The following is a 17520-nucleotide window of genomic DNA, read 5'->3' as shown; positions in this document are numbered from 1 at the left end:
CGGACGGCAAGATGCCGATTGCGACCGCGACGACCACGGCGCAGCAGGCGACAGCATCGTAGAGACCAGCCCCAGATGAACGTAGCCATCGAAACGCGATGGTTCCCGTTGGCAGGTATTGCTACAATAAATCAGTCTGGTTGTTTGATCTCTATGGGGTTTTTCATGATGATTTCATGATGCGGAAACGGGATAGAGACGCCAGCTTTCTTGAAGGCATCCCACAGTGCCATCAGGACTTGCCCACGGACATTCGTAAGGCCGTTCGCTGGATCCGAAATCCAGAAGCGAAGCCGAAAGTCGAGCGACGAAGCACCAAAGCCGGTCAGCCAGCAGACAGGTGGCTTATACTGGTTAGCGACCCGGGGCACGGTCGATGCCGTCGCAATGGCGATCTTAACGACTTGATGCGGGTCGCTGTCGTAGGACGTCCCGAAGTCAACATCGATTCGTACATAATCACTGGAGAACGACCAGTTGACGACCTGCTGCGATATGAAGTCTTCATTCGGAATGAGGTACTCTTTGCCATCGCGGGTGATGACGGAAACAAACCGCGAGCGCAGGTCACGGATCGACCCGAACGTGTCGCCAAGCGTGATCGTGTCGCCCGGCTTGATCGACTTGTCGACCAAAATGATTATGCCGGATATGAAGTTCGATACTACCTTTTGAAGGCCGAAGCCTATTCCGACTCCGACTGCGCCTGAGAAAATGGTCAGCGCAGTAAGGTCGACGCCGGTCGCCGACAAAGCGATGGCGCCGGCAACGATGATCAGGCTGATCTTGATGAATTTACTGATCAACACCTTGATGGAAGGCGACAGGTCGGCCGACCGCTGAACCCAGTGTGAAAGCATATTGCCAATGAGGACGGCGATCCAGATCAAGGCGATCGCCAGCACGAGGACTTGGAGCACAAGCAGCAGTGAGAGCCTCACCGCACCTAAATTGATCGCGAGCCCGTCAAGAGCAGAGAGAACCGGGCCATCAAGACCGACTGCATAAAGAGCGATGTAGCCCCAGCTGCCGATCGCGACGGCACGCGACAGGGTTGGGTTGCGAATAATCTTGGTCAGGACGGAGATGACGAACCATGCAGCTGCCAATGTCAGAGCCGTGGACACAAGCCAGCGTTGCGAAGGCCACGCGCTCTTGCTCAGCACGACATTGGCGAGCCACAGCCAAGCCACAAGGAAAAGCCACATCATCCGGCGCATAAAGGCAATGATGACCCGGAGCAGGTCGGGATTACCCTTGATCAGGCGCGCCTTTGCCTCCATCGCGGGCTCTGTGCGTGACGCAAGTAAGGACGCAAAGCCGAAGCCGGCCACGATGATCGCTAGCTGAAAGAACGTCCATTCGTTTAGAATGAATGTCGTCAGCCACTGCTCGGCGATCTCGGTCATCTGCCTGATATTCATGATGATGATCCGATGAATGTCAGCTAGATAAAGCTATCGCGCGAGTTTAGTTCATTTGGACGAAACAAGCACCAGCATTCCTCAGAAGACTCAATGATTTACTATGACCTCAGCCACCGGAGAGATGAGAAACCGCGCGACAAACGGGCGCGGCCATACGCGTAGTTCACGAGGTCATTCGCCGCGGCGATCTTGTCGCCGCGCGATATTGTGCAGCCTGGCTCAAGTCGCGCCGAGGTCGCTTTCCACGGCATCAACACCTCCCGCCAAAAAGCGAAAAGTGTTACCCATGTCTCCGGTACGAAACGTCACCTATCTCTCGGGTCGGGCAGAAACCTTCCGCTTCAAAGCGTCCCCCCTTCCCGAGGCGGATGGAAACCTGGTCCGCAAGGATTCGTCCCGTTCCGCTCGCGATAGCGGTGATGGCAAGAGCATTTGCGGCGGCGACCGGGATAGCCATCCTGCCGCGCTCCTCGACCGTCAGCTGACCGCCTTTGGCGGAGGCCGCATCGATCGCCAGGGCGGTACAGTCGGCTAGTACCGCGGCAGCCTGCACTTGATCCACAGTTCTCCGCATTGACGCTTGATTCAAAGCTCATCGGAATGGCGTTGAGGACGACGCCTCCGCATTTCGTTTCCCGAACAGGCTCTTCGAGAAGCTGTGCCGGTCGCGCGAGCAGATCAGGCTTCTCCTGCAAGAAGCGGTCAGAAGGTGAGCGAATTATCTTTCGTGACACTCGATCTCCACCGTCTCGGCTTTGATTGTCTGATGGTGAAAGGTAGCCAGAAGGGAAATAACCTCGTCGATCTCGCGCTTGACACGCGGCCCGTCCCATCCGAGGGGCTTCGCGGCAACTTCGGCAATGTCCTTGAGGCCCTCCTCAGTCAGCCGTCCCTCGATCGCAATCGTCGAGCGCCTCATGACGATATCTGCAAGGTGGACCACCAGCTCCTTGCGGGCGATCCAGTCAAATTCGCGGAAACTATAGGTCTGCGATCCTGAGATCCTGCGTTCATCCGAATAGTCCGATCTGAATGTCGCCACCGCTTCGGCCGTTGTCCCGTAGCGATCGACCAGTTCCTGCGCTCGCGCGTCGGTGATGCCAGCGGACTTCGCGATGCGGTCGATGAGGATGCGTTTCGCGTTTGCGTCCACCGGATAGGCTTTTCCGCCGCCGATCGGAAGATAGCGGGTCGACTGTTTGCGTGTATGCTGCAGCCGTGAGAGCACCACGTCCGCAACTTCCTCGGCAAAGCCGCGGAATGTCGTCCACTTGCCGCCAACGAGCGACATGATGGCAAATGGCCGCGATTCGTCTGGCTCGATGACCGGGGCGGAATGATCGCGGCTGATCAGGCCGGGTGCAGTCCCGTCAGATGCAGGAAGCGGGCGGATGCCGCTATAGGTATAGACAATCTGGTCGCGATCGAAGCGCAATCCCGGAAGTATCGAACGGAGACTCTGCAGGAAGTAATCTATTTCCGGCTCCTCACAACGCACATTTTCGGGATCGCTGCTCGGGATATCTGTCGAGCCCACGAGTGCCAGTCCTAGATAGCCGTAAACCAGGCAGATGCGGCCGTCATCGGCTTCGAAATAGATCATATGGCCGTTGAGGCTGCGCACCAGTTCCGGATGATCGATGAGGATATGAGAACCCTTTGTGCCACCGATCAGATGCGAGGGCGCGCCGAGGCGTTCGTTGACATGATCGATCCACGGGCCGGCGGCATTGACGACGAGCCTTGGTCGAACCGCAAATTCCGTTCCATGGTGCTTTCGAAAACGCAGGCACCCGTCACGGGCGCTCGTCATTTCCGTGAAGGTTTCCGCCGCACAGAGAGGGTTTGAATCCAGGCCATCCCTGACAAGTTCATAGACGAGGCGTTCGGGCCGGCTGATCTTGGCATCATAATAGATGCCGCCTGCAACGATTGCCGGCGTAATATGGCGGATTTTCTGCCGCGCCTTGCCTTTTAGAAGGAACCGGTGGTGCGGCATGACACGGTCGCGCGAGCCGAAGTAATCATAGAGCGAAAGGCCGATCTTGATGAGCAGGGCGCCGCGGCTGCGCGGTGCTGTCTTGGAACCTGCGAGCGTCCTCAATGCCGCCCAGATGCCACGCGTCCAGGAAAAGATCGGGATGAATGTGGGCAACGCCTCGACGCAATGCGGCGCATTTTGCAAAAGCAGATTGCGCTCAAGAGTCGATTGGGCGACGAGCCCGAATTCGCCCGTTTCAAGATATTTCAATCCGCCATGGATGAGGCGCGACGGTGCGGCACTGGTTCCAGATCCGAAGTCCGCTTTGTCGATGATCATGCAGCCGACGCCTTGCAGCGCAAGCTCGCGGAACAAGCCGGCCCCGTTGATGCCTGCGCCGAGGATGAGGACGTCGATGTTTGTCGCGCCGGTCGTCTGGCTGGCTTGGAGCGGGGAGTTCATGATGTTGTCGTCCTACTGTGCGGGATGGGCCGCGCTTTCGTCCGCAAGGCCGGCGATCTTAGGCCAGAGTGGCTTCATTGTTTCGGCAATCTCGACGAACAGCCGGTAGCGCTTTTCATAGTCGCTGCTGCGACCAGGATCCGGCCGGCAGGTTCCACCGGGCTCCCGCCTGTTCGATGCGCTCTGGAGGTCATGATAGATGCCCGCCCCAACGCCCGCGCAAAGCGCGGCACCCCAGGCGGCCGCCTCATCGGTGCCGGTCACCGTCACCGGCATGGCAAGCACGTCGGCAAACATCTGTACCACGGCAGGGTTGCGCGAGATGCCGCCTGAAAGCCTTGCTTCGGTGAAGGCGAAACCTTCGCGCAATGCATCGACATGAATGCGGTGATTGAAGGCGATGCCCTCGAGCACAGCGCGCAACATGTCGCCGCGATCATGCCAGCCGCCGAGCCCGAAGAAGCTCCCGCTTGCCGATGCGCCGTAGGGTGAGCCGTAGAGATAGGGATGGAAGAGGAGGGGTGAGGGCCGTGCCAAAGCTGCGTCGATCTCCGAAGCCAGAAGCGCGTGAATCGTTACGCCCTCGGCCTCGCAGCGGGTCCGATCGGCGGCACAGAGCTTTTCGATGAACCATTCGTAATTGGCGCTGGAAGCCGGTGAAATTGACATTGCGTTCCAGATACCCGGCGCAATGGCGTTGCGGCAGAACCAGCGCCGGTCGACGCGTGCTTTTGATGTCAGTGTCTCATTGATCGAATAGGTTCCGGCGACAATCGCAACCACGCCCTCGGCATAACCACCCGCACCAAGAGCAGAGGCTACGACATCGTGAAGCCCGGCAGCTACGGGCGTACCCTCGACAAGTCCGGTTAGACGCGCCGCCTTGGCCGTCACCCGCCCGACGATCTCGTCGGAGCGCGCTGCCGGCAGCAGCGCGTCGGACAAGGCATCCAGGCCGAAGAGGTGGAGAGCTTCCTCACTGTAACCTTGCGTCTCAACATCGACAAAGGACGTACTGGCTTCGGTACGGTCCGTACCGGCAGAGCCGGTAAGGCAAAAACGCAGCCAATCCTTGCAACTCATGATGTGGCCGATGTGCGAAAAGCGCTCCGGCTCATGGTCATGTATAAAGGCGAGAAGCGCCGAGGGCGCGGAGACATGCGGAGCCTGGCCGGTAAGCGTGATTGCCTTCTCTGCAACCCCGTTTGTCGTCCACAGATCAACGATATCGCCGGCGCGGCTGTCGAGCGATACGATACCGTTGCCAAGTGGCCGCAAGCCTCCATCAACGAGGTAGATCCCGTCGCCATGGGCTGTTGCCGCCACGGCCTGAATATCGCTTGCGGGCCTGCCGCTGAGAGCAATCGCTTCCCGGATCGCTTCGGCCGTTGCGCTCCACAATTCGTGCATGTCCCGCTCCACGAAACGGGGCTTCGGGATGCGCTGGCTCACGCGCCGCCTTGCTACGGAGATGGCCGTACCGTCAACATCGAAGACGACGGCCTTCGTGACGGTCAGTCCGCTATCGATCCCGAGAAGACTCGGCATGCACATTTACCTTTCTATCGCCACCGGACAATCCGGTTACACGCGTCCGCTGCCGGTCCTGGCAACGACGACGTTGATATCTTTTGACCGCATGCGGTCGATCTGGACGGAAGGCGTCCTGTCGTCGACGATGACGACGTCGAATTCATCGAGTGCAGCGAAGCTATGGAGTGCGCGTCGGTCGAATTTAGTATGATCGGCAAGCAGGATCCGCTTGACGGAGCAGTCGAACATGGCGCGTTTGGTGTCGACGGTCTCGGGCGACTGGTGAAGCACGATTCCTTCATTGATGGCGGACATCGAAATGAAGAAGACATCAGCCCTCAACGCCCTGATCTCATTGATCGTCATGCGGCCCATGAAGGCGTTACACCAGTTGTAATATTGCCCACCAAGCGCAAGCAGCGTAACATCGTGCATGCCGGTCAGCGCATTCATCAGCGTCAGCGAATTGGTAATGGCGGTGATCGGCACTTTTGACGAGAGATGCGGGGCCATCTGCAGGACGGTCGTAGAATCGTCGAAGAAGATTGCCTGTCCAGGTTCAACGAATTGCATGGCAGCCTCGGCGATCGCCTTTTTCTCTGCCGATTGCCGACTGGAGCGGTAGACGTCACTGGACTCGATCAGATTTGTGGCTGCCGCCGTGACAATGCCGCGTGTCTTCCTGAAGAGGCCGCGGCTGACGAGTTCATCCACGTCGCGATGGGCCGTCATCAGGCTGATACCAAAGCGGTCAGTCAGATCTTCTATGCGCATCGAGCCTTCGCTCATGACGGCCTCGGCAATCATCCGCCGCCGCGCAACCTGGCGCGTCTGGCGGCTGTCGCTGGTCAGCTGATCCAACAGTTCATCGCCCTGATTAATCTTCTGTGTCACGGGTCACCCTTGTCGCTGAATTCTGCCCCAGCTTCGTATAGTGATTGCCATGCCAAGGCAAAGAAGGCGAAAGCGATCTTGTCGGTCCGAAGTGCGGGAGGGCGTCCTGCGGGCGCCCTCCGTTATCAATTACTGTTCCAGCACGAAGGGGCCGGTGTACTTGTCTACATTGTCCTTGGTGATCAGCAAGCAATCGAAGAGCTGCTTCTCACTTTTGGCACCCGTGCTGCCGGTCTTGATGACGCTGTCGGCCTGCTTGACGGCTTCCGCCGAGAAGACTGCAACAGGTTGCAGGACAGTATATTGCAGTTCGCCTGCCTTGATTGCGGCAACCGCGTCCGGAGAGCCGTCGAAGCCGCCGACCTTGACGTTGGCAAGCTTGCCAGCTTCCTTGAGTGCCGCGATGGCGCCGAGCGCCATTTCGTCATTGCCGGAGATCACTCCGGTAATGTCGGGATTGGCCTGGAGCATGGACTGCATCTTGTTGTGACCCTGGGTGCGGTCCCAGTTGGCGACTTCCTTTGCGACCTTCTGGAGATCGGGATACTGGGTCAAAACTGTCTCGTAGCCATTGGAGCGCGTGGCGGCATTATTGTCCGAGGGTGCGCCGAAGAGTTCGGCATACTTGCCCTTGTCGCCGACCGCTTCGACCCACTGTTGCGCGCCGATTGCCGCACCCTGCGCGTTGTTCGAGACGAGCTGGGCTTTGGCAAGGCCTTCCTGGTTGATCTCTGCGTTGACGAGAATGACAGGGATGCCGGCGGCAACGGCCTTCTTGACCGCGCCGATGGAACCGTCGGCGTTGGCCGGATCGAGAATGATGGCGACGGACTTGTTGGTGATGGCGGTGTCGATCAGATTGCTTTCGGTATTCGTGTCGCCCTTGTGCGCGCTGACCGAAGCGGTGTAGCCGAGTTTTTCGGCGGTTGCCTTTGCAACATTGCCTTCGGTCAGCCAGTAGGGGTTGGATGGGTCGTTGACGATGATCGTCATCTGCCCCGCTGCCCAGGCTGAAGTTACGAGAATTGGCGCGACGGCGGCGGCCGCCAGAAGGATGCGCATGCCTTTTTTAAACATAGTCTCTCTCCCATTGTGAGTTCAGGTACTGCCGAAAGCCGGCGGTGCTTTCCACGACTGCAACGGGTTCTTCCGTTGCCGTCGCGGAGAAGTGCTGCTGCGGCATCAGGACGATTTCGTCCGACGCCCGTATTGGATGCTGTTCATCAGGACTGCGAGGACAATAACGGCGCCGGTAAAGACGGTCTGCCAATAGGCCGACACACCGATGATGACGAGACCGTCGGAGAGGAAGCCAATTACGAAGGCGCCGAGCATCGTACCGCGCACAGTTCCGCGCCCGCCGGTCAAGGCGGCGCCCCCGATGACGACGGCTGCGATTGCAGTCAGTTCGTAGGTCGTGCCTGCCGTCGGACCGGCCGAGGTCAGCTGCGACGACAGGACCAGGCCGGCAATTGCAGCGCATACGCCCGAAAGCACGTAGACGATGATCTTCACTCGCTTGACCGGTACGCCCGATAGATCGGCCGCCCGTTCATTGCCGCCGGAGGCATACAGCCAGCGGCCAAACGCGGTGCGGCTGAGAACGATGCCGCAGATGATCGCAAGCACCGCAAGCACGATCACGCCAATCGGAATGCCGGCAAGACGGTTAAAGCCAAGCCAGTCGAAGCCGGTATTGCCGAGTTCGGGGCGACCACCGAGATTGTTGTAGGTCAGGCCGTTGGTCATCAGGAGCGCGATACCGCGGGCGACATAGAGCACACCAAGCGACGCGACGAAGGCCGGGACCTTCAGGTAGGCGACCAGCACGCCATTGACCGCGCCCACGACGGCGCCGAGAATGCAGGTAATGACCACCACGGCCCAGACAGGCGGATAGAGGATAACGCCAAACGAACTCAGCGTCACGCCCTGCATGAGGAAGCCGGCAATGCATCCTGCAAGCCCGAGCGTCGACCCCACCGAAAGATCGATGCCGCCGTTCAGGATCACCAACAACATCCCGATCGCCAGGATGCCGAAGATGGCAACATGCGAGGCCATAGTCAGGAAGTTGCTCAGGCTGAAATAATAAGGAGACAGGAACGAGAAGACCGCGATGATGACGATCAGCGCAAAGAAGGCGCGGCCCTCCAGGATCAACCGCACGAGGTTCGTGTTGCGCTTCTGCCCATGTGACACTGACTTCTTTTCGGTGATGTTCGTGACTGACATGATCAGTGCTCCATATGTCCTGGCTAGTGCGCGACCACGGCTTCGCCCGAGGCGGCCATGATCTTTTCCTTGGTGACGTCAGCGCCGAATTCAGCCGAGATCCGGCCGCGATGCATGACGATGATGCGATGCGCGATGCTCAGGCATTCGTTTACCTCTGAAGTCGAGTAGACGACTGCAAGGCCCTGTCGGGCCCGTTCGGCCAGCAGCTTGAAGACTTCCGCCTTGGCGCCGACGTCGATGCCGCGGCTCGGCTCGTCGAGAAGGATGACTTTCGGGTCAGTCGCCAGCATCTTGCCGATGACTACTTTCTGCTGATTGCCGCCAGACAGCGAGCCAATGGCGGCTTCTCCTCCATCGGTCTTGACTCTGACTTTGCGAATGGAGGCATCGACAAGTTCGCGTTCACGACGGCCTGATGTGAACAGCCCCTTTGTAAAGGCGCCGATGCTGGCGAGTGACAGGTTGGAGCCGACCGTCATTGTCTGCACGAGTCCGTCGCGTTGGCGGTCCTCAGGCACCAGCACGAGGCCGCCTGCAATGCGTCCGGCGATGCTCAAATGTGCGATATCCTGGCCCTCAAGCCGAATCGTTCCGCTGCTTGGGCGCAATCGTCCAGCCACGCATTCCAGGAGTTCGGTGCGCCCGGCCCCCATCAGGCCGTAGATGCAGACGACCTCACCTGCGCGCACCTCGAGCGACAGACGGTCGACCGAATTGAAGGCCGACCCGGAGGGGCCAGGAACAGTCAGATGGTCGATCGATAGCACGGGCTTGCCGATTTCGTAACCTTCGGGCGGACTGCCGAGGTCGAAATTGTCGCCTACCATGTTGCGCACTATCCATTCGAGATCGATGTCCTTGCGTTGCGCGTAGGCCGTCATGATGCCATCGCGCAAGACGACAGCGTGGTCAGTGATCTGCAGCGCTTCTTCAAGGTGATGTGAGATGTAGACGATCGATACGCCACGATCGGTCAGATCTTGGATGACCTTGAACAGCACCTCTACTTCTGCGGCGCTGAGTGCCGAGGTCGGCTCATCCATGATCAGGATCCGCGAATTGACGGAAAGTGCTCTTGCAATTTCGACGATCTGCTGCTGGCCGAGGCGCAGGTCCTCCACCTTGGTCAGAGGATCGATCTCCTCTTCGAGTTCTTCCATCAAAATGCGCGTCTGGCGCTCTTCTTCCGCGAAGTCGACCACTCCGCCCTTGATGATCTCGCGGCCCATGAAGATGTTGTCGCGCACGCTGAGATTGGGCGCGAGACTGAGTTCCTGGTGAATGATCGAGATGCCGCATTCGCGGGCATGGGCCGAAGAGTTGAAGCTGATCGGGTTGCCGTCGAGAATGATCTCGCCGGACGTCGGCTGAACGACCCCGGAAAGGATCTTCATCAGCGTCGATTTGCCCGCCCCATTCTCACCGAACAGGGTGGTGATCTGGCCGCGGTGAATATCAAAATTCACACCCTTTAGAGCATGCACGCTGCCATAGGATTTGGCGACATTGCGGGCGGCCAGGACGACCTCGCCGGGGACCCCGGATGTGGAGCTCGGCTCGCTCATTTGACGTCGACCTTGACTGGCGTTACGAGCCAGTTTTTCGGGTTGATGAGTCTGAAGACGCCGACGACAGTTGCCGTCTTGCCTTCAAGCTGGTCCGGATCAAGACCCGCGAATACGGCCTTCTTCATCTCGTTATTAATGGCCGAGCCGGCATCCTGATACTGAATCTGGTTAGTGAACTGACCAAATTCGATCGTACCAGTAGCATCGCGGAGGTCCGTGCCGTTGACCGCAGGGCCGGTCTGGACACGGACCACCGTCTCGGGGGGCATGCCGTCGATCTTCATTTCGCTGGTATTGGATTTGCGCGCGCCGAACGTGCCGGTCAGAGTGACTGCTATGACCGGGCCGGTGCTTGTCGCGACGCCGTACTTCTCTCCGGCCGCCTTCTTGTCAGCCGCGATCGCTGCTGCCAGATCGATTGCGGCAGTCGCGCGCTTTTCGATATCCGCCTTGATCTTCGGAAACTGCTCAGCGCCGAAGGTCTCCGGCGAGAAGGCCTGCTGCCTTATATCGCTTTCCGAGCCGATCCTGACGACTTTGGTGTCGAGGGCGATTGCGCCGACGACGACGAATGCCGCTGCGGCACCGAGAATGGTTTTCAGGCTGCCTTTCCCGGATGCCGATGCTGTTGGGGCGGTTTGTGCACTCATGACTGACGACCTCTGCGGCTCATCGGTTTATCTCGAAGGAGGGAAAGCTGCGGAAGAGGCTCCGGTGGCGGCATCGAGGACGACCCGTCGTCTCAAGCCTCGCAGGGAAATGCCGAAATCGGCCGGGCATCGAAGCGCGACGACGACAAACAAGCACATCCGAACCTCCTCTTACCGGAACGGCGTCAGTCTCCTCCAATCGCCGGACCGTGATTGCAGCCGGATCAACCAGCCGCGTGATAGATAAATGGTATTTACGCCAAAAATCATGTTATCAATTTCGGTATATGTCAACTGGGATTTCGCACTTGGGGCGGCCCATGCGTCACGTGGCGGGTCTGGACGGAGGAGCTCACGGGAGGTTCAATCGCAGGAGAGAGCGTCACGCAGCGGGTGAATTTTTCACCGAGCCGCTGATGAAATGCATTGAAAATAAAGATGAAATTCAGTCATACCTGTCGGTCGACGCTGGTTGTGCGGTTCATCGGCGCGGGTAGGATGGGCGTTGGGCAGCCTGTTCACGACAGCCATTTTAAATGAAAAAAAATTCAACGTCAGAAAAATCTTACTGGCAAAACGATATCTTTGTGTTATCTATCAATGGGATGTTTGCGAAGGAGTGAGGAGTCGGTCGGCACATCGCCAGGCTGGAGTGCCGACGTTTCTTGCCGCTCTGGGGTTGATCATATGCGCCCGTCGTCGCCCGTGGCGAGCTGGAGGATAGGAACATGACATCGACGTGCGACCTCGCCCCTCGCGACGCTCGAACATGCCGGTGGGTAATCTGAGATGCAGTCCGGTCAAGAACTCATCATTGGCATCGATGCCGGCACATCGGTCATCAAGGCGGTCGCCTTCGATCTGACCGGGCGTCAGATTGCGGCCGCCTCCGTTCGCAACAAATATGTGAGCGGCGCTGATGGCTCGGCCACGCAATCGCTTGGGCAGACCTGGAAAGATTGCATCGCAGCCCTTCGTGGCCTCGGAGCTAAAGTCGAGGATCTTGCAGGACGCACCGCCGCCATTTCCGTGACGGGGCAGGGGGACGGAACGTGGCTCGTCGGTTCCAGCAACCGGCCGGTCGCCGATGCCTGGCTGTGGCTCGATGCACGCGCTGCCCCGACCGTCGTTTCACTTGCCGGCGGACAGGCGAACCGGGCTCGTTTCGAAGAAACCGGTACCGGTCTCAATACTTGCCAGCAAGGCGCCCAGCTCGCCCACATGGACCGGGTGATGCCGGAGCTTCTCGACCTGGCGGAGACGGCGCTGCACTGCAAGGATTGGCTCTATCTCAACTTCACCGGTGTCAGGGCGACCGACCCGTCGGAGGCAAGCTTCACATTCGGCAATTTCCGCACGCGCCGCTATTCGCCTGTTGCCATCGATGCGCTTGGCCTGACGCATCGCCGCGCACTGCTCCCAGACGTCCTCGACGGATCTGAGACCACCCATCCGCTAAGCTCGGAGGCGGCAAATGCCTGCGGGCTTCTTGCCGGCACGCCCGTCAGCCTCGGTTATGTGGACATGGTGATGACCGCGCTCGGCGCAGGTGTGCGAAGCAGTGGTCGCAATGCGGCCTGCTCGACGATCGGCTCGACCGGCGTGCATCTACGCGCCAAGCCTGTCGCCGATGTTCATCTCAACCGAGAGGGCACCGGCTATGTCATCGCCCTGCCGATCCCCGGCACCGTGACGCAGGTGCAGACCAATATGGGCTCGACGATCAATATCGACTGGCTGCTGGATATGGCTGGCTACCTGATGGCCGAGGCGGGAAAGCCTGCCGGCCATGCGGACCTTGTCGCGAGGATCGACCGCTGGTTCTTCGAAAGCCAGCCCGGCGCCGTGCTCTACCATCCCTATATTTCGGAGGCCGGAGAGCGCGGCCCCTTCGTCAACGCGCAGGCGCGTGCGGGCTTCTCCGGTCTGTCGGTGCGCCACGGATTTCCCGACCTGGTCCGTGCTGTCGTCGAAGGCCTGGCGCTTGCCACACGTGACTGCTACGCCGCAATGGGCGACGTGCCGCAAGAGTTGCGCGTCACTGGCGGCGCCGTTCGCTCCAGTGCGCTGCGCCGCTCGCTCAGCGCCTCCGTCAACGCGCCGATTCGTCTGTCTCGCCGCGAAGAGACGGGAGCAGCCGGTGCTGCCATGATGGCAGCCGTTGCGATCGGCGCCTATCCGACCATGGACGACTGCATCGCCGAATGGGTGACGCCACTCCTCGGTGAAGCCGAGCAGCCGGTCGCGGCCGAGGCGGCGCGCTTCGATCTCCTGTTTTCCGCCTATGCCGATATCCGAAAGGCAATGCCCGCCGCCTGGCAGACATTGGCCACAGCCGCGGCAATGCCGCCAGTCACTTAGATCGTCGATGCAGCAGCATCCGAGGGAGGATGACATGACCCAGCCCGAAATCCTCGACCTTTTCGTCATCGGCGGCGGCATCAACGGTGCTGGAATCGCCCGTGATGCGGCTGGCCGCGGCCTGAAGGTGGCGCTCTGCGAGAAGGACGACCTGGCGCAGGGCACGTCATCGCGCTCGGGCAAACTCGTCCATGGCGGACTTCGCTATCTGGAATATTACGAGTTTCGTCTCGTGCGCGAGGCGCTGATCGAACGCGAGGTGCTGCTCAATGCCGCCCCGCATATCATCTGGCCGATGCGTTTCGTCCTGCCGCACAGTCCCGAAGATCGCCCGGCCTGGCTCGTCAGGCTTGGTCTCTTCCTCTATGACCATCTTGGCGGTCGTAAGAAGCTGCCCGGTACGCGCACGCTCAATCTGTTGCGCGATCCCGAGGGAACGCCAATTCTCGATCAGTTCACCCGTGGATTCGAATATTCCGATTGCTGGGTGGACGATGCCCGTCTCGTCACGTTGAACGCGGTCGGCGCCGCCGAGCAGGGAGCGCTGGTGCTTACCCGCTCGCCGGCGGTCTCGGCGCGCCGCGAAAATGGTCACTGGACGATCACAACGAAGAGTACCAGGAGCGGCGAGGTGCGGACCTTCCGCGCCAAATGTCTCGTCAATTGCGCTGGCCCTTGGGTTAGCGACATCATCAACCGTGTTGCCGGCTCCAATTCCAGCCGCAATGTCCGGCTCGTCAAGGGCAGCCACATCATCGTCCCGAAATTCTGGTCGGGTGCCAACGCCTATCTGGTTCAAAACCACGACAAGCGCGTGATCTTCATCAATCCCTACGAGGGCGACAAGGCGTTGATCGGTACGACGGATATCGCCTATGAAGGCCGGGCCGAGGACGCCGCGGCCGACGAGTCGGAGATCGACTATCTCCTGAAGGCGGTCAACCGCTACTTCAAGGAGAAGCTTCGCCGCTCCGACGTGCTGCACAGTTTTTCCGGTGTCCGCCCGCTCTTCGACGACGGCAAGGGCAATCCGTCGGCCGTCACACGAGATTATGTGTTCGACCTGGACGAGACGGGTGGAGCGCCGCTCCTCAATGTTTTCGGCGGAAAGATCACCACCTTCCGCGAACTTGCCGAGCGCGGTCTGCAGCGCCTTCGGCATATCTTTCCGGAAATGGGCGGCGATTGGACACAGAAGGCGCCGCTTCCGGGCGGTGACATGCCCAATGCCGATTACGAAACCTTCGCCAACGGTCTAAGGGACAGCTATCCGTGGATGCCGCGGAAGCTCGTTCATCATTATGGCCGCCTCTACGGTACGCGCACCAGGCAGTTGGTGGCGGGCGCGTCAGATCTGCAGGGGCTTGGCCGCCATTTCGGCGGGCACCTCTATGAGGCTGAGGCGCGGTATCTCGCTGCCGCCGAATGGGCCGAAACCGCCGAGGACATCCTCTATCGCCGGACCAAGCACTACCTGCACCTGAGCGAGGCGGAACAGGCGGCCTTTGCCGATTGGTTTGCCTCATCCCGCCTTGCCGCTGCCTGAGGATCTGCCGATGCCGCTGACGCTCTCGCTCAACACCAATCCCCTGGTGAACCGCTTTGCCGAGCCCGACGACCTGATCGAGACGGTCGCAAGGAAGCTGCGCATCCGCGATCTGCAATTAACGCATGAATTCGTCAATCCGAGCTGGCCAGCACCGGTGATCCGCCGCCTGACCCGGCAGATGGAGGCGTCGCTTCAGCGCACCGGCGTGCGAGTCACCTCGGGAATGACCGGCCCGTATGGCCGCCTCAATCATTTCGGCCATCCCGACCGTGACGTGCGCCGGTATTATATCGACTGGTTCAAGACTTTTGCCGACATTACCGCCGATCTCGGCGGCCGTTCCGTCGGCACTCAGTTTGCGATCTTCACCTATAGGGATTTCGATGACGCCGGTCGCCGCGAGGAACTGATCAAAATCGCCATCGATTGCTGGTGTGAGGTCGCCGAGCACGCGAAGGCTGCCGGACTGTCTTTTATCTTCTGGGAGCCGATGAGCATCGGGCGCGAATTCGGTGAGACGATCGAGGCCTGCATCGCGCTGCAGACACGCCTGTCGGCGGCTGGCATGGCCGTGCCGATGTGGATGATGGCCGATATTGATCATGGGGATGTCACCTCCGCCAATCCCAGCGACTATGATCCCTATGCTTGGGCGCGGGCCGTGCCGAAGCTGTCGCCCATCATCCACATCAAGCAGAGCCTGATGGATAAGGGCGGCCATCGGCCGTTCACAGCTGCCTTTAACGCCAAAGGCAGGATCCAGCCCGCGCCGCTTCTGGAGGCCTTTGCGGCAGGCGGTGCCGACGACAACGAGATCTGTCTCGAACTCTCTTTCAAGGAGCGCGAACCGAACGATCGCGAAGTGATCGCGCAGATCGCCGAAAGCGTCGCCTTCTGGGCGCCGCATATCGACACCGGTGCGGCGGACTTGAAGATATGACGGCGCGATCTACAAAGGCCAGCTGAATCCAGTGGAATCACCAGGTAACAATCGGAGGAGCGGCGATGACGGATGCCGATGAAACGCTTGCCGTGCGAGCCGCCTGGCTCCACTATGCTGGCGGGCTCACCCAGTCGGACGTTGCCCGTCGTCTCGGCATACCATCGGTCAAGGCCCACAGGCTGATAGCCCGCGCCGTCGCCGACGGCGTGGTGAAGGTGACGATCGACGGCGATATTGTCGAATGCGTCGAACTGGAGACACGGCTCGCCGAGCGGTTCGGATTGCAATATTGCGAAGTGGCACCGGATCTTGGCGAAGAGGGTCTGCCGCTTCGCGCGCTGGGTCATGCTGGTGCGGGTTATCTGAAGCGGGAAATCGAGCACGGCGACCACGCGGTCATCGGCCTGGGCCATGGCAGGACGCTTTCGGCTGCCGTTCAATATATGCCGCGCATGAGCGCCAAACAGACTCAGTTCGTTTCCCTTCTCGGTGGTCTCACGCGGAACTACGGCGCCAATCCCTATGACGTCATGCACCGCATCGCCGAAAAGACGGGCACGCAGGCCTATGTGATGCCGGTTCCATTCTTTGCCAACACGGCCGACGATCTGCAGGTGCTTCGAGCTCAGCGCGGCGTCAAGGAGGTCTTCGACCTCGCCAATGCCGCCGACCTGAAGCTTGTCGGCTTGGGGACAGTGGACGCGGAGGCGCAGCTTGTGCTTTCCGGCATGGTCGAGCCGGCGGAAATCGAGGATATCGCATCGGCCGGCGGCGTGGGCGAGATCCTGGGGCATTTCTTCGACGCTAACGGTCAGGTCCTCGACACGGCGCTCACGGCCCGCACGCTTTCAGCATCCTTCCCCCAAACCGCGAAAGAGCGCCTCGTGGCCCTTGCAGGCGGGTTGGGCAAGGTGCCGGCGATCAGGGCGATCCTGCGAAGCAGAAGGTTGCATGGGCTGATTACCGACGAACGAACTGCGCAAGCGCTACTCAGTTGAACCTGCCGGATCGTTTTCTCCTTCGCAACACGGCGCACATTATCACCGACAGCGCGCCTGAGGCAGCTGTCATCAACGAATTCGAGCAGCCGGGCATCAAGCTCACCATCGCTCCGACACAGGAACAGGCATGACCAAGACACGGCAATTCTGGATCGGCACAAGCTGGAAGATGAACAAGACGCTCGCAGAAGCCGAGCAATTCGCCAAGGCCCTCGCGGTTGCTGATGAAGGGCGCGATTCTCGCATCCAGCGCTTTATCATTCCACCTTTCACTGCTGTACGGGAGGTCAAGCGCCTGCTGGCGGAAACTTCCGTCAAGGTTGGCGCGCAGAATATGCACTGGGCCGATCGCGGCGCATGGACCGGCGAGGTGTCGCCCCTAATGCTGAAGGATTGCAGTCTCGACATGGTCGAACTCGGCCACTCGGAGCGGCGTGGGTTCTTCAATGAGACTGACGAGACGGTCGGGCTGAAGACGGAAGCTGCCGTCCGCCATGGGCTGATCCCGCTCATCTGCATCGGCGAGACACTTGCCGATCGTGAGAGCGGCAGGGCGGCCGAGGTACTCGCAGCTCAGGTTCGCGGGGCGTTTGCAAAGCTTGCCGATGAGCAGAAAACGGCCGACATCCTTCTCGCCTACGAGCCCGTTTGGGCAATCGGCGATAAGGGAATCCCTGCGACGGCAGACTATGCCGACGCACGCCAGGCTGAGATCATTGCGGTCGCCGAAGCGATATTAGGGCGCAAAATACCTTGCCTCTATGGCGGGTCGGTCAATCCGCAAAATTGCGAGGAAATGATTTCGTGCCCTCATGTCGACGGGCTCTTCATCGGCCGTTCTGCATGGAACGTCGAGGGCTACCTCGATATCCTTGCAAAATGCGCCGCCAAACTTCCCGCCTAATCCCAAGGA

General features: G+C 60.0%; 15 protein-coding genes. 7 read left to right on the top strand and 8 right to left on the bottom strand.

From position 1 onward, the window contains the following. Positions 1-131: 131 nt before the first annotated feature. Positions 132-1424, bottom strand: coding sequence for a mechanosensitive ion channel family protein (locus J2J98_RS21335; RefSeq protein WP_064708260.1), 1293 nt, complete (start codon positions 1422-1424; stop codon positions 132-134). Positions 1425-1713: 289 nt separating this feature from the next. Between J2J98_RS21335 and J2J98_RS21330 the strand changes: the two genes are divergently transcribed. After that, the gene (locus tag J2J98_RS21330) at positions 1714-1962 is read left to right on the top strand and encodes a hypothetical protein (protein WP_207603386.1); all 249 of its coding nucleotides are present in this window, start codon (positions 1714-1716) and stop codon (positions 1960-1962) included. Positions 1963-2145: 183 nt separating this feature from the next. Here the strand turns inward: J2J98_RS21330 and J2J98_RS21325 are convergent, their stop codons facing one another. The 7 genes from J2J98_RS21325 to J2J98_RS21295 form a co-directional block, all read right to left on the bottom strand. Continuing rightward, positions 2146-3870, bottom strand: coding sequence for a glycerol-3-phosphate dehydrogenase/oxidase (locus tag J2J98_RS21325; protein ID WP_207603385.1), 1725 nt, complete (start codon positions 3868-3870; stop codon positions 2146-2148). Positions 3871-3882: 12 nt separating this feature from the next. Beyond that, the gene (locus J2J98_RS21320) at positions 3883-5418 is read right to left on the bottom strand and encodes an FGGY-family carbohydrate kinase (protein ID WP_207603384.1); all 1536 of its coding nucleotides are present in this window, start codon (positions 5416-5418) and stop codon (positions 3883-3885) included. A gap of 36 nt (positions 5419-5454) precedes the next feature. Further along, entirely contained in the window at positions 5455-6297 is an 843-nt protein-coding gene (locus J2J98_RS21315; RefSeq protein WP_064708257.1) for a DeoR/GlpR family DNA-binding transcription regulator, read from the bottom strand. A gap of 129 nt (positions 6298-6426) precedes the next feature. After that, positions 6427-7374, bottom strand: a complete 948-nt coding sequence (locus J2J98_RS21310) for a D-ribose ABC transporter substrate-binding protein (protein ID WP_207603383.1) — start codon at positions 7372-7374, stop codon at positions 6427-6429. Positions 7375-7479: 105 nt separating this feature from the next. Beyond that, positions 7480-8532, bottom strand: a complete 1053-nt coding sequence (locus J2J98_RS21305) for an ABC transporter permease (RefSeq protein ID WP_064708255.1) — start codon at positions 8530-8532, stop codon at positions 7480-7482. A gap of 23 nt (positions 8533-8555) precedes the next feature. Next, on the bottom strand, positions 8556-10100 hold the full coding sequence (locus tag J2J98_RS21300; RefSeq protein ID WP_207603382.1) for a sugar ABC transporter ATP-binding protein: 1545 nt from the start codon (positions 10098-10100) through the stop codon (positions 8556-8558). Next, entirely contained in the window at positions 10097-10753 is a 657-nt protein-coding gene (locus J2J98_RS21295) for a DUF2291 domain-containing protein (RefSeq protein ID WP_207603381.1), read from the bottom strand. Before J2J98_RS21295 ends, J2J98_RS21300 begins: the two co-directional genes overlap by 4 nt. 789 nt (positions 10754-11542) lie before the next feature. Here J2J98_RS21295 and J2J98_RS21290 point away from each other — a divergent pair. The 6 genes from J2J98_RS21290 (at position 11543) to J2J98_RS21265 (ending at position 17511) form a co-directional block, all read left to right on the top strand. Further along, complete coding sequence (locus J2J98_RS21290; RefSeq protein WP_207603380.1) at positions 11543-13114, top strand: FGGY-family carbohydrate kinase; 1572 nt, start codon at positions 11543-11545, stop codon at positions 13112-13114. A gap of 34 nt (positions 13115-13148) precedes the next feature. Next, complete coding sequence (locus tag J2J98_RS21285; RefSeq protein ID WP_207603379.1) at positions 13149-14660, top strand: glycerol-3-phosphate dehydrogenase; 1512 nt, start codon at positions 13149-13151, stop codon at positions 14658-14660. A 10-nt stretch (positions 14661-14670) separates the two neighbouring features. Continuing rightward, positions 14671-15603, top strand: a complete 933-nt coding sequence (locus tag J2J98_RS21280) for a sugar phosphate isomerase/epimerase family protein (protein WP_207603378.1) — start codon at positions 14671-14673, stop codon at positions 15601-15603. 65 nt (positions 15604-15668) lie between these two features. Then, the gene (locus J2J98_RS21275; protein ID WP_207603377.1) at positions 15669-16604 is read left to right on the top strand and encodes a sugar-binding transcriptional regulator; all 936 of its coding nucleotides are present in this window, start codon (positions 15669-15671) and stop codon (positions 16602-16604) included. Next, a complete protein-coding gene (locus J2J98_RS21270; protein ID WP_246569443.1) occupies positions 16601-16738 on the top strand; it encodes a hypothetical protein in 138 nt (45 codons plus the stop codon). The genes J2J98_RS21275 and J2J98_RS21270 overlap by 4 nt, the downstream gene beginning before the upstream one ends. Next, on the top strand, positions 16735-17511 hold the full coding sequence (locus J2J98_RS21265; protein ID WP_138394753.1) for a triose-phosphate isomerase: 777 nt from the start codon (positions 16735-16737) through the stop codon (positions 17509-17511). The genes J2J98_RS21270 and J2J98_RS21265 overlap by 4 nt, the downstream gene beginning before the upstream one ends. Positions 17512-17520: the final 9 nt, after the last annotated feature.

It is taken from the genome of Rhizobium bangladeshense (assembly GCF_017357245.1).
Taxonomy (GTDB): Bacteria; Pseudomonadota; Alphaproteobacteria; order Rhizobiales; family Rhizobiaceae; genus Rhizobium; species Rhizobium bangladeshense.
Note: the sequence above shows the minus strand (reverse complement) of the source record. Positions and strands in the feature narration are given on the sequence as shown.